Source organism: Gemmatimonadaceae bacterium, assembly GCA_019752115.1.
In the GTDB taxonomy this organism is placed as follows: Bacteria; Gemmatimonadota; Gemmatimonadetes; order Gemmatimonadales; family Gemmatimonadaceae; genus Gemmatimonas.
In genome coordinates this window covers 43,041-56,353 of sequence record JAIEMN010000024.1, presented here as the reverse complement: position 1 = coordinate 56,353, position 13,313 = coordinate 43,041, and the positions used below count along the sequence as shown (strand labels likewise).

Here is a 13,313-nt window from a genome sequence, read left to right as displayed (position 1 = left end):
TCGTGGGGGGCATTACAGCGGCTCCTCGTGGCGACCGACGCGCGGCGTGACGGCGGCCAGCAACCGGGCCCGTGACCGCGTGACCCAACGGGTGGCGAAGCCGATGCCGGCGACCAGGACGAGCAAAACCAGGGCCCCCGTCCACGCCTGCGCGCGCCACTCGTCGTACGGACTGAGCGCGTACGCATAAATCTGGAGCGGCAGCGCGGCAATCGGTCGTGCCGGATCAACCGACCAGAACGGATTGCCGAACGCGGTAAAGAGGAGGGGCGCCGTTTCGCCGGCGACACGGGCGAGCGCGAGGAGCACCGCCGTCGTCACGCCAGGAAGCGCCGTGCGGAGTACGACCTGCCATGCCGTGCGCCAACGACTGAACCCCAGCGCGAGTGCCGCTTCGGTGATCGTCTCCGGCACCAGCCGCACCATTTCTTCGGTCGCCCGCGCCACAATGGGCAGCACGATGAGCGCCAGCGCGACGCCGCCGGCCCACGCCGAGAAGTGCCCCGTGGGGCGCACCACCAGCTCCCACGCGAACAGCCCAATCACGATCGAGGGCAAGCCACTCATCACGTCGGCCAGCATGCGGGTGATGGCTGCCAGCCGTGATGGGCGACGTTCGGCGAGATACAGACCGGCGCCAATGCCGATGGGAACGCCGAGCGTAACGGCGATGGCGACGAGCAGCAGGCTGCCAACGACCCCGTTCCCCACGCCGCCGCCACGCACGCCCGGAGGGGCGGGGGGATGGGTCAGGAAGCTGGGGGTGAGTTGGCCGATCCCGTTCACGAGGATGTAGCCCACGATCAGCACCAATGGCGCCAGCGCGGCGATACTCCCGGCCCAGATCAGCCCGGTCATGAGCTGACTGGTTGCCCGCCGCCGCTGCAGCGAGCGCTGCGGCGCCGGTCCCACCGGGCGGAGGCGTGTGGGCGCCGTCATGCCCATCGTCCGGGCATGGACGCCCCACGCTCCACGCGGGCGACCAACCACCGCGCAATCACGTTGACGAGGAGCGTGAGGGCCAGCAGAACAGTGGCGACCGCCAAGAGTGCGGCCAGGTGCGTGGCGCTGCTCGCCTCGGCGAACTCGTTCGCCAGCAGCGAGGCCATCGTATAGGTGGGATCGAGGAGCGACGACGGCAGCGCGTGGCGATTGCCGATGACCATCGTGACCGCCATCGTCTCGCCGAGGGCGCGCCCGAGGCCGAGCATGATCCCGCCGAAGAGCCCCGGTCGGGCGGCGGGGAGCACCGCGTCGCGAATCATCTCCCAACGCGTGGCGCCCAGGGCGAGCGCCGCTTCGCGCTGGGCGCGCGGCACCGCGAGCAGCACATCGCGGCTCACACCAGCAATGAACGGCAGGATCATCGCGGCCAGCAGGAGCGTGGCCGCCAGGAGACTTGGACCGTACGCCGGACCGCGAAACAGGCTCCCCGGCAGGAGCATCAACCCAGGCATGACGGTGCGGCGCAGAAAGGGGAGCAGCACGTAGATCCCCCAGAGCCCGTACACGACCGACGGAATCGCCGCCAGCAGATTGACCAGAAACGTGAGCGGCTCCCGCACGGCGCGCGGCGCCAGTTCGGCCGACAGAATCGCCACCGACAACGCCAGCGGTGTCGCCAGCACCAGCGCCAGCAGCGACGACAGGAGCGTGCCGCCGATCACCGGGAGCGCGCCGAACTGCCCGCGCGGCACGTCCCACACGCTGCCGGTCAGTAACTGACCGGCATGCGTGGACAGCACGGGCCAGGCGCCGTGCAGCAGGTAGACCGCCAGCATCGTCAGGACGAGCGGGATCGCGGCCGCGCAGGCCGCCGTTACTGGCCGATAAAAGCGATCCCCAAGACTGCGACGTCCGGGGGCGACCGAATCGGGACCCCTCACCGTGACGAGGCGGGGACGTTGGTCACGCGCTCGAGTCGCTCCACGATGCGGGCGGCCGCGTCACTCGGCAGCGGCACATAGCCGAGCGTGCTGGCGATGTCTCCGCTCTCCAACAGCGCCCAGCGCAGGAACGCCACCAGCTGCTCAGTCTTGGCGCGGCCGATGGCGTCCGGCGCCAGCAGCATCCACGTGAACGACGCGATCGGATACGACTGCGCCCCCGGCGCGTTCACGATCGAGAGTCGAAGGTCGGCATCGGTGCCGCCGGTCGCACGCGCATTGACCGAATCGAGCACCGCGGTCGCGGCTGAGGCGATCTCAAAGGGCATCGGTGAAATGAAGCGCCCCTCGCGATTGCGGACGTGCACTACCGGCAGGCGATTCTGGCGGGCGTATACCACCTCGAGATAGCCGAGCGCCCCAATCATCTGCTTCACCTGACCGGCCACACCTTCGTTGCCCTTGCCGCCGATACCCACGGGCCAGCGCACCTCCTTGCCGCGGCCCGGGCCCGAGGCCCACGCCGGCGAGACACTCGCCAGATAGTCGCTGAAGATGTACGACGTTCCGCTGCCATCGGCGCGGTGGACGACGAGGATGTCGGCAGCCGGCAGCGCAAGGTCGTCGTTCAGCGCCGCAATACGCGGGTCATTCCAGCGGGTGACGCGCCCGAGGAAGATGTCGGCGATGACCTCGCCGCTGAGACGCAGGGGATGCTTGAGGCCGGGCAGGTTGTACGTCAGGGCGACGGCGCCGATCACCGTGGGGATATGCAGCACCTTCACGTTGGCGCTGACCAGCTCCTCATCGCTCATCGGGACGTCCGTCGCCCCGAAGTCGACCGTACGGGCGACCACCTGACGGATGCCGCCGCCCGAGCCGATCGACTGGTAGTTGATGCGCACGTTGGTCTGTTGCGCGTACTCGTTGAACCAGCGCGCATACAGCGGATAGGGAAACGTGGCGCCAGCACCGGTCAGATCCACCCGCACCCCGTTCACGACCGGCGCCGACGTGCGCGCCTCGCCTGATCCATCACCACCGCGGTTGCAGTTCGCGAGCAAGACGCCGCTCAGGAGTACCGCACCCACCAGGACAGTTCGTCGCATGGATCAGATCCGGTTGGCGTAGCTGAGCAACTTGAAGCGACCGTCGCGGGCGATGATCGTGCCGAACAGATTGCCCGTCAGCGTCTTCTTGCCGGGCGCCGAGAAGGTGGCGGTGCAGCGCTTGTAGAGCTGATTGCGCCCTTCGATTTCGGGATCCGGGCACGAGAGCGCACTGACGCGAACGGCGCTGCCCCCGAACCGCTCGAGCAGTTCGCGCGCCCCCTTGTCCGACGCCGAGAGCAGCTGCCCGTAGAGCAAGCCCGGAGGCGCTTCGTACGGCGGCTTGCTGAGCGGCGACTCCTCGTAAAAGAGCCACGCGAACTCCGCCTGCGTCATGATCATGGCCGCAAGGTCGGCGGTGTCGCGTGTTTGGAGGCTATGCGCCAGCCGCTGCACCAACGCCTGCACCGATGGGCTCGCATGCAGCAGCGTGTCGGTTCGGGGGATGGGCGCCCGAAAGCGACGCAACGCCTCGGCGACCGGCAGGATCGAGTCGACCACGCCGCCGGCCGCGACAACCTCACGCACATGCGCGGCCTGTTTGGCGGCTTCCCGCTCGGCCGGCGTGGGCTCCTTGGTGCAGGCGAGCAATCCCGCGCCGACGAGCACGAGCGGCAGGCGGCGGGAGACGCGATGCAGCGGAGAAGGGAGACGGTACGGACGAAGCATCAGGATGTCAGGAAAACAACGGGCCGGCGCCCGATCACGAGCGCCGGCCAGTCGGGTTGTCTAAGCTACTGCCGGGAGCGAGGGCCGCGAGAGTCGCGGCCCTCACCCAGGAATCAATTGCGCGCGTAGTTGGTCCAGCCGGCCCACCACTTCGTGGTCGCCGCCGGATCGGCCGCGCCGCGGTACGCCGTCGGGACAATGAAGGTGCTGGCGCGGGCCGCAATGCGGGGATCGCTCGCGAAGGAGCTCAGACCACCGGTCGCGATCGGCGAACCGGCCGCCGGTGCCCAGTCAAAGTTGGCGGCGGTGGTCGTCGCCGACCCGGCCGGCAACGAGGCGAACAGGCTGGCGGCCGTCACACCCGACGCGGCCACCGTGTTGTTCTGGTTACGACCCGTGAACGCCGTTTCCTGGCCGAAGTTCGTGCCCACCGGATCGAAGATCACGCCGCCGTTCTGGGTGCCGTTCTCGGCCAGATAGTTGTTCTTGAAGAACAGCGAGTCGACCTGGAAGCGGTTGTTCGTCGTGGAGTCGCGCATCGAGATCGCCTGCCGCGGCCAGCGCGCGATCACGCCGTTGAAGTAGTAACCGCCCGTCCCACGACGCAGCACGGCGCCCACGCCGCCGTTGGTCGGGGTCGTCTGCGACGCGCCCACGCCGATCAGCGTGTAATTCGCGAACATGTTCATCGTCCAGAGGCCGTCATCGCGCCCCGAGCTCTGCGCGCTGGCGCCGCTGGGGGCCGTGCAGCCGCCGCCATTGCAGCCGTCCACTTCGAAGCCCTGCGGGTCTGCCGACACGGCGCCGGCGCCGGCGCGCGGCGTGAGGAACGTGGACTGGTAGGCAATCAGGAACTGGTTGCGACCGCGGTAGCCTTCCGACGTGTCGAAGTGGTCGTCACCCGACTCGTACGACACGAGATACTTGCCGTCCACGGTGCCACCGAACCACTCGAAGGCGTCGTCGAGGCCCGAGACGGACTGGAGATACTCGAAGGTGGTGCCGCTGCCGACGGCCGCAAAGGTGAACGAGTTCAGCTCGGCGTCCGGCAGCGTGGCGTAGCCGGCGAACTCGACACGCACGTAGCGGAGCGTACCGCTGTTGTCGGCGTCGTTCGTGCCACCGGTATACACGATGCCACCCTGCTGGGAGCCCACCACCGAGCCATCGGAGCCTTCCACGATGATGCTGCCCGAGCGGTTGTTGCGGGCGTTGCCAACGATGATCAGGCCGCCCCAGTCACCGGGCTGGCGGTTGCCGACCGTACGCTGCGACGTGAAGACAATCGGCGCCGCGGCGGTGCCGTTCGCGACAATGCGCGCCCCGCGGAGCACGAACAGCGCCGAGCCCAGCGCCGTCGAATCACCGACGATCTTGGTGCCGGCTTCGATGGTGAGCGTGGCGCCGTTCGCGACGTAGGTGAAGCCGCGAAGGATGTAGGCCGTGTCGGCCGTCAGCGTACGGTTCGTCGGAATGGTCCCCTGCAGCACCACGGTCGGCGTCGTACCGGCGGCATAGGCCACCGTGATGGTGCTCGTCGCGCCTGCGGTGACGATGGCGGGGTTGCCCGAGACGGTGGCGTTGTAGCGGAGGCCACCCGCCGTCACGGCGCTGACATTGGCCGTGTACACGCCCGCCGGCACGGTCGCGGTGTTCGACGCCGCGAGCGTCTGCGAGTACGAGTTCGGCCCGGTGATCGTCACGGCGGGGTTCGCCCCCGTCGGCAAGCCGGAGATGGTGACCGTCAGGGTGCCGGTGGTCGCCGTCGGCTCGGTGGTTCCCTTGGAGTCACTCGAACTGCAGGCGGCAAACGACGTGGCGGCGAAGACGGCCACGGCGATGGCACGGACACGAGCGAAGGTTGTCATCGCTGAGAGCTGGATAGGTGTACAGAGGGCGGGGGTACCGCAGTGTCTCTAAGAAGGCGAAACATTGTGCCCAAACGATCATGACCCGGTCACGGTTGTGTCACCGTCACCGGGTCATGCACGGGCTAGATCGTTGCTACGGGCTTACTGCTTCCAGGAGAACCCAAGCGAGAAGGACCGACCGCTGTTGTAGCCTTCGCGTTCCAGGTTGCCCTGCATGAAGCGGTAGCGGGCATCGAGGATGTTGCGGGCGTCGAAGCGCCCCGACAGGCTGCCAAGCACCGGGAAGCGCAGCGACGCGTCAACGACGTGCCGCGACTTCTCCACGATGTTCGGGAGCGGCAGGACGCCGGCCGCGAAGATGCGGTCGCCGACCACGTTGTAGAGCAGCGTGGCATTCGTGGAGCCGCTGAGGTTCGAGTAGCTCATGCCGGCGTTGACGACATACGGCGCCTGGCCCACGAGGCGGCGCGACTTGTCGGTCACCGTGAGCCCCTGCGTCGTGTCGAGGTTCACCTTCGACTGCATCACCGTCACGTTGCTGAAGACCGTGAACGGATCGGCCCACGAGCCGAGCAGGCTGCCCAGCTGCTTCCGCCCTTCGAGTTCGAGGCCGATGTTCGTGGCCGTCATCGCGTTCTGGAAGCGCGCCTGGTAGGCGCCCGACGTGGCCGACTCGACGCGCTCGATCGGGCGATCGAACTTCTTGTAGAACACGCCCACGCTCAGCACTTCGCCCGGGTTCGGGAACGCTTCCCAGCGCAGGTCCACGTTGTCAATCAGCGCGCGACGGAGCTTGTCGTTGCCGGTCACCGACACGCCACCGAGCACATCACGGAAGGTGATCGGCGCCAGCTCGCGGTACTCCGGGCGGGCCAGCGTGCGCGTGATGCCGAAGCGCAGGTTCTGGTTCTCGGTGAGCTTGGTGTTGAGCAGGAGCGACGGGAGGAGGTCGGCGTTGTTGAGCTTGGCCGCGGCCGTGAAGCCACCCTGCGTGCTCGAATTCACTTCGATGTCCGCCTTCTCATAGCGGGCGCCGGCGATCATGCGGATCTTGCTCGTCAGCCCCCAGTCCGTCATGAGGTAGCCGGCCACCGTCCGGTCGTTGGCGGTGTATGAACCGGCCTGACCAATCGGCTGCACGTTGATGAGCGAGCAGTTGCCGCAGGCCTGGCTCGCACCGAAGATCACGCTCGGCGACTGCGAGCGAACGGACTCGTCGGCGCGCGAGATGAAGGCGTAGATCGGGGCCGCAGCCGTACGATCCGTCGTCCGCATGTAGGCGCCGAACTTCACCACGTTCTGGCTGGCGACCGAGCCGATGTTGAGGCTGTGGTCCACCTGCGCCGTGGCGTTGCGCTCATCGAGGTTGAAGTACAGGCGGCGCGCGCCGTCGAGCGAGCCGAGCAGCGAATACTTGCCGCTCCGATCGCGCGCGTACACCACGTCCGAGCGATCCGGTTCCTTGCGCGTGGTGCTGGCGTACGTGGTGGACCACGACGTCTTATTGCGCTCGGTCAGCTGGTGCTCGCCCTGGAGGTTGGCCGTCGCCACGCCGCGCTCCACATAGCGGAGGGTGGTGCGGGCGATCGAGTCGTTCAGGTTCTCGTCGAAGCCGCGGTCGGTGCGGGCTTCATTGTCGGCGCTGCGCGTGGCCGTCGTGTTGAGCGACAGCCGGTTGGAGGTGCCGAGCATCGTGGAGATGTTCGCGATGCCGCCCCACTGTACGCTCGAGCGGCCCGTCTGGCCGGCGACCTGGGTGAGCGGGAGCACGGTGTTGTTCGAACCCTGCTGGCCCACGGCGTAGCGCTCGTTCGTCCGCGCTTCTTCCGAGTAGCCGTAGTTGCCGCTCAGGACGTATCCGATGCGCTTGCCGAGGATGTTGTTGCCGCCCGTGGAGGCGCCGAAGGAGCCGTTCATGCCGCCGTTGCGGGGCGTCGCGTTCCAGACGTTGCGCTGCTGAAGCGCCATCTGGTTGTACTGCGCCTGCGTGACGTTGCTGAAGAAGTTGGCGCTGGAGATCGCCGACGGAATGCTGCGCGAGCTGTTGGCCATCCCGAGCAGCTCACCGCCAGCCCGCGGAGCAAAGGGCAGGGTGCGGCCGGTGACGGCCGTGTTGCCGCCCACGCTGGTGCTGTAGTTGATCTGGCGACGCGCCGGGAACTCACGGGTGCGGATGTTCACGTTGGCGCCGGCAAAGTCGCCCGGCTGGTCCGGCGTGAACGTCTTGCTCATGGACACTTCCTGCAGCAGGCCGGCCGGGAAGAGGTCGAGCGGCACGACCTTGCGCTCCGGCTCCGGGCTCGGGATGCGCGCGCCGTTGAGCGAGGCGGTGGTGTAGCGCTCGCCGAGGCCGCGCGCCTGCAGATACTTGCCGTCCTGGACCGTCACACCGCTCACACGCTGCGCCGCCTGCGCCGCATCGGCGTCGGGGCTCTTGGCGATCTGCTCGGCGGTGATCGCGTTCACCACATTCGTGGCGTTCTTCTGCGCGTTGAGGGCATCGTTGACCGATCCCTTTTCCTTATTGGCCGTGGTGGTGACGGCGGCGAGCTGCACATCGGCGCTCTTGAGCGAGATATCCTGCTCGAGCGTGCCGTTGGCGGAGACCATGAGGCCGGTCACCGTCTTGGCGCCGTAGCCCAGGCGCCGCACCTGCAGCGTGACCGTGCCCGCGGGCACCCGGGCGATCGTAAAGCGACCATCGACACCGGACTGGACGCCGATCGTCGTGCCGACCACCTGGACGCCGGCTTCGGCGATCCCCTGGCCGGTGGCCGCATCGATGATGCGACCGGTAATCTTTCCCGTCGCCGATGCAGCCGGCGCCTGGGCGAAGGATGTGGAAGCGGGAACGAGTGCTGCCGCCGCCGCCAGCACGAAGCGGCGAACCGACTGGGAAAGCACCATAGCGCTGAGCCGCATATAGAGACGAGGAGTTGGAGTCAGGCACACGGAGGACCACGTCGGGTGGTCGATCCGGATGCCGTAAGCTCCGTGACACAGGTCTCGGGTTGCCCACGGAATTGCAACGACTTTGTCACGGTCGGCACCCCCGGGGGGTGTCTGGTGCGTGGCGCGACGCTGTTGTATAGTCGCGCCATCATGACCCCACCGGATCCAGCCCAGCAGCGCCGTCGCGTCGCTTCGCCGCCCCCGACGGACCCCCAGACCCGCGCCGAACAGCTCTCGCTGGCCGCCCGCGCCCTCCGCTCCGCCGAACATGTGTGTGTGCTGACCGGGGCCGGGGTGTCAGCGGAAAGTGGTATCCCGACGTTCCGTGAGGCCCAAACGGGAATCTGGGCGCGTTTCTCGCCGCAGGAACTCGCCACCCCGGAGGCGTTCGCCGCCGATCCGGACCGGGTCAGTCAGTGGTATGCGGCCCGCCGGGCCATGATCCGGGGGGCCCAGCCCAACGCCGCCCATCAGGCGCTGGTGACGCTGGCCAGCCGGGTGGCGCATTGCACGCTCATTACGCAGAACGTTGACGATCTGCACGAACGGGCCGGCAGCACGGACGTCATCCGGTTGCACGGGTCGATCATGCATCTGCGCTGCAGCGGCAGTTGTGGGACCCGGGTGGCGGCGCCGCTCGAGGACACCGGGGCCCTCATTCCGTGCGAAAGCTGTGGGAAGCGGATGCGGCCGGACGTTGTGTGGTTTGGCGAGCCGTTGCCGATGAAGCCGTTCGAAGCGGCGCGCGACGCCGCCATCGCTTGCGACGTGTTCCTGAGCGTCGGCACCTCCAACCTGGTGGAGCCCGCCGCCAGCCTGCCGTGGATCTCGGCGACCCACGGTGCCACGGTCATCGTGGTGAATCCCACGATGGAGGGGCAGAAGCGCGGCCCGAGCATTCTGCCGATTGAAGGGCCGGCGGGGGTGATGCTGCCGCGGTTGATTGCCGAGGCCTATGCGGGGCGCCGCGCGCGTCGTTGACGCAAGGCGAGCTCATCTATATCGACGGCTTGTAGCAAGCTCGACCGTACGATACAGCGTGATGCGTGTGGGCTACGGCTGAGCTAGCTGAACGGGTGATTAGAATCGTCGAGGTTGTTGTTTCGGAGCGACTTACGAGAGTTTTGCACCTGACCTCGCCAACGGTCCCGTTTGTGCAGTAGTGTTGGACGTGATGAATTCCCTTGTGTCCTCTCGGTCTCGCATTGCGCGCGGTGTCGCTTCGTTGGCGGTCGCTGTTGCGGCGTTTTCGCCGTCGATTGCGATCGCGCAGCAGGTGACGTTTGAGGATGGCGTCGGTGATCCTTATCTGACCGGGGTCAATTACGTCGCCACTAATTACAAGGGATGGACCTGGACCAATTTCTGGGTGATGCAGCCCTCGACTGCGTCGCTTGATCCGTCCGGCTATCGCAACCTCGCCGCCAAGACGGCGAGCACCCGCGTTGGTTTTGCAAACGCCTACGTCGATTCGCGCTTTGATCCGACGCTGACGCCGACTACGTGGATCTCGGTGAATTCAGGGACGTTTGACTTCCTGAACGCCTGGGTTGCGTCGGCGTGGCTGTCGGACGTCACACTGACGATGGTCGGTTACGATATCAATAACATCGCCACCACGAGGACGTTCACGCTCTCGCCGGTTGCGAAGTTCATCGAACCGGGGTTCAAGAACGTCAAGAAGGTGACGTTCCTGACCTCCTACGGCTCGAATACCCCTGGGTATGGCGATTCGGGAACGGCTTTCGCGATCGACAACATCAACACGTCGACCGTCCCCGAGCCGAGCACCGTGGCGCTCCTCGCCGCCGGTCTCGCCGGCATCGGCGTAGCTGCCCGGCGCCGCAAGCGCTAACGACCGACGCTCGCTGCCACGACGCCACCCGCACCGGGTGGCGTTTGACGTTTCAGGCCCCGCGTCCGGGAAAGAACGCCGCGATCGTGGTGCCCACGCCGGGCGTGCTCTCCGCCTTCACACGCCCGCCGTGCGCTTCCGCCAGATGGCGCACGATCGAGAGGCCGAGCCCCGTGCCGCCGGCTTCGCGCGAGCGACCCGGGTCCGCCCGGTAAAAGCGCTCGAAAATGCGGGGCAGATGTTCAGCGCTGATTCCGATACCGGTATCGCGCACCCCCATCCACACGCCGCCGTCCTCAGGGGTGGCGAAGAGCACCACCTCACCCGACGGGGTGTGGCGTAACGCATTCTCCGCGAGGTTGCTGAGCACCTGACGCGCCGCGGTGGGATCACAGTACACGGTGTCGACGCCGAGTTCGCGGCGCAGGGCCACCGCCTTGCCAGCGGCGGCCGCCTGCAACGGCGCGAAGATCTCCGTCGCCAGGCTTTCGACATCCAGCTCGGTGGGATTGGGCAGCCACCCGCCCGATTCAATGCGCGAGAGGTCGAGCAGGTCGTCCACGATGCGCTGCATGCGGCGGACATTCGCGGCGGCCATCCCGAGGAACTGGTGCCGCAGCTCCAGCGGGAGGTCATCGTCCTGCAGCGTCTCTACAAAGCCGTTGATGACGGTGAGCGGCGTGCGCAGCTCGTGCGAAACGTTGGCGACGAAGTCGCGTCGAACGGCTTCGAGGCGGCGAACCGGCGTCAGGTCGTAGAGCGCCAGCACCGCACCACCGCCCTCGAGCGGACGCGCCGTGAGGGAGAGGGTGCGGTCGTCGACGCGCATTTCGGCCGGGTGCGCTTCTTCGCCCGCGAGCACCGCCGCCAGCGCCTCGCGCAGGGTGCGGTCGCGTGGCAGGTAGTCGGCGGGGAAGGGCACCGGCTCGCGAAGTCGGAGCTGCTCGCGCGCCGTGTCGTTGATGCGGACCACGCGCTGCCGCGCGTCAACGGCAATCACCCCTTCGTTCAGCGACTCGGTGAGGGCGACCAGCAGCGATTCCTCGGCGTGCAGCGCCTGCAGCCGCGCGTCGAGCTGCTCCGCAAGTCGGCGCAGCGCTTCGGCCAAGTCGCCCATTTCGCCGCCCACAATGGAGAGCGACGGGCGTTGTGTCAGGTCACCGGCGGCGATGCCACGCGCCACGTCGCGCAGTTCTTCGATGGGGCGCGCGACCGGGCGCGCGAGCAGTTGCGCCAACACCACGCCCACGAGAATCGCCGCCCCACCGGCGAGGACGATGTCGCGGCGGATGGCCGCGAGCAGGTCATCGGTGGACTGGGCGGCGACGGGTTCCTCATTGCGGACGCGCTCGGTCACGCGCCGTTCGACCGCGACGAGCACGATGGCCATCAGCAACGAGGCCACCACGGCACTGTTCAGCACGATGCGCTGGGTCAGCCGCATCGTACGCTCCCCGCGCGCCGACGCGCGGTCCTAGAGGCCACGCGGTGAGCCAGCGCGCAACCGATAGCCGAAGCCGCGAACGGTCTCGATGAGCTCACCGGCCACGCCGAGCTTGGTGCGCAGGCGCTGCACGTGCATGTCCACCGTGCGCGTCTGAATGTCGGGCGCCGCTTCCCACACGGTCTCGAGGAGATGCCCGCGCCCCTGCACGCGGCCGCGCCGCTCGGCGAGCGTCAGCAGCAACTTGAATTCGGTGGGTGTGAGCTCGACTTCGGCGCCATCCACCCGCACGGCCATTGCGCCGCGGTCGATCTGGAGCGGGCCGATCGCCAGGATGTCGGCACTCAGCGGCGCCGAGGTGCTCCCCGTGCGCCGGAGAATCGCCTGAATGCGCAGGACGAGCTCGGCCGGGGAGAAGGGCTTGGTGAGGTAGTCGTCGGCGCCGAGCGACAGGCCGCGAATGCGGTCGGGTTCTTCGCGCCGTGCGGTGAGCATGAGCACGGCCACGTCGCGGGTCTGCTCGTCGCGCCGGAGCGCTTCGAGCACATCGAATCCCGACATGCCCGGCAGCATGAGGTCCAGCACCACGAGCGCCGGACGTTCCCGCTGCGCGATGGCCAGCGCATCGGGACCCGACGCGGCGATGGCCACCGAATAGCCGGCCTTCTTGAGATGGTGCGCCACGAGCGCGACGATCTCGGGTTCGTCATCGACGACGAGAATGCGTTCGGCAGTTGGCGGAGGGGCGGTCATGCGAGACAGTCGAAGGGAAGAGGCTAGCCCAGCGCGGGTTGCGCTTCCACACCCGTGGGGGTGGGGGCGAGCGCGCGCTGGTAGAGCCGCCGGTGGATCTTGGCCACGATCATCTCGATGGCCACGGTATTGCTGCCGCCGCGCGGGACGATGACATCCGCGTAGCGTTTGCTCGGTTCGACGAACTGCAGGTGCATCGGCTGCACCGTCGTGAGGTACTGATCCAGGACCGACTCGAGCGTGCGACCACGAACGGCCGTGTCGCGGCGAATGCGGCGGATGAGCCGGATGTCCGCGTCGGCATCGACGAACACCTTCACATCACAGAGCGCGCGCACCTTGGCATCGGCGAGCAGCAGAATGCCGTCGATCACCACCACGGTGGCCGGTTCGATGCGACGGGTGCGCTCGCTGCGCGAATGCGTGGCGAACTCGTAGACCGGCATCTCGACCGGCTCACCCCGGGACAGCGCCTCGAGATGGGCAACCAGCAACTCCACATCGAAGGCATCGGGGTGATCCCAGTTGACCTGGTGCAGCTGCTGCAGCGTGAGATGCCGGAAATCGCGGTAGTACGCGTCCATCTCGAGGAACGCGACCGAGGCCTCGGGGAGCGCCTCGGCCACCTTGCGCGCCACGGTGGACTTCCCTGAACCGGTGCCGCCCGCGATGCCGATGATGAGCGGTTTCATGGGCGGATGTTCCGGAGTGATCGCAACACGATGAGGAACCTGCAAAGGAGGCATGTCCGGGCCGTTACGAACGGGTAACGGA

General features: G+C 67.6%; 11 protein-coding genes. 2 read left to right on the top strand and 9 right to left on the bottom strand.

What is annotated here, in order from left to right:
• Nucleotides 1-12 precede the first annotated feature (12 nt).
• From pstA to K2R93_12915, 6 genes are all read right to left on the bottom strand, one after another.
• Complete coding sequence (pstA, locus tag K2R93_12940) at nt 13-858, bottom strand: phosphate ABC transporter permease PstA (GenBank protein ID MBY0490741.1); 846 nt, start codon at nt 856-858, stop codon at nt 13-15.
• A 77-nt stretch (nt 859-935) separates the two neighbouring features.
• A complete protein-coding gene (gene pstC / locus K2R93_12935; GenBank protein ID MBY0490740.1) occupies nt 936-1,886 on the bottom strand; it encodes a phosphate ABC transporter permease subunit PstC in 951 nt (316 codons plus the stop codon).
• Nucleotides 1,883-2,995 carry a phosphate ABC transporter substrate-binding protein PstS gene (pstS, locus tag K2R93_12930; protein MBY0490739.1) on the bottom strand — a complete coding sequence of 371 codons (1,113 nt, stop codon included), beginning with the start codon at nt 2,993-2,995 and terminating at the stop codon, nt 1,883-1,885. Before pstS ends, pstC begins: the two co-directional genes overlap by 4 nt.
• 3 nt (nt 2,996-2,998) lie before the next feature.
• Nucleotides 2,999-3,664 (bottom strand): hypothetical protein, encoded by a 666-nt coding sequence (locus K2R93_12925; GenBank protein MBY0490738.1) that lies wholly within the window; start codon nt 3,662-3,664, stop codon nt 2,999-3,001.
• A gap of 113 nt (nt 3,665-3,777) precedes the next feature.
• Nucleotides 3,778-5,532, bottom strand: a complete 1,755-nt coding sequence (locus K2R93_12920) for a hypothetical protein (GenBank protein MBY0490737.1) — start codon at nt 5,530-5,532, stop codon at nt 3,778-3,780.
• A gap of 144 nt (nt 5,533-5,676) precedes the next feature.
• On the bottom strand, nt 5,677-8,457 hold the full coding sequence (locus tag K2R93_12915) for a carboxypeptidase-like regulatory domain-containing protein (GenBank protein ID MBY0490736.1): 2,781 nt from the start codon (nt 8,455-8,457) through the stop codon (nt 5,677-5,679).
• Nucleotides 8,458-8,637: 180 nt separating this feature from the next.
• Between K2R93_12915 and K2R93_12910 the strand changes: the two genes are divergently transcribed.
• Both K2R93_12910 and K2R93_12905 read left to right on the top strand, forming a co-directional pair.
• The gene (locus K2R93_12910) at nt 8,638-9,468 is read left to right on the top strand and encodes an NAD-dependent deacylase (GenBank protein ID MBY0490735.1); all 831 of its coding nucleotides are present in this window, start codon (nt 8,638-8,640) and stop codon (nt 9,466-9,468) included.
• Between the two features lie 190 nt (nt 9,469-9,658).
• Nucleotides 9,659-10,342, top strand: a complete 684-nt coding sequence (locus K2R93_12905) for a PEP-CTERM sorting domain-containing protein (GenBank protein ID MBY0490734.1) — start codon at nt 9,659-9,661, stop codon at nt 10,340-10,342.
• Nucleotides 10,343-10,394: 52 nt separating this feature from the next.
• Here K2R93_12905 and K2R93_12900 read toward each other — a convergent pair whose 3' ends face one another.
• The 3 genes from K2R93_12900 to udk are packed head-to-tail and all read right to left on the bottom strand — an operon-like array spanning nt 10,395 to nt 13,231.
• Nucleotides 10,395-11,786, bottom strand: a complete 1,392-nt coding sequence (locus K2R93_12900) for a cell wall metabolism sensor histidine kinase WalK (GenBank protein MBY0490733.1) — start codon at nt 11,784-11,786, stop codon at nt 10,395-10,397.
• A 30-nt stretch (nt 11,787-11,816) separates the two neighbouring features.
• A complete protein-coding gene (locus tag K2R93_12895) occupies nt 11,817-12,539 on the bottom strand; it encodes a response regulator transcription factor (GenBank protein ID MBY0490732.1) in 723 nt (240 codons plus the stop codon).
• A gap of 23 nt (nt 12,540-12,562) precedes the next feature.
• Complete coding sequence (udk, locus tag K2R93_12890) at nt 12,563-13,231, bottom strand: uridine kinase (protein ID MBY0490731.1); 669 nt, start codon at nt 13,229-13,231, stop codon at nt 12,563-12,565.
• Between the last annotated feature and the right edge of the window lie 82 nt (nt 13,232-13,313).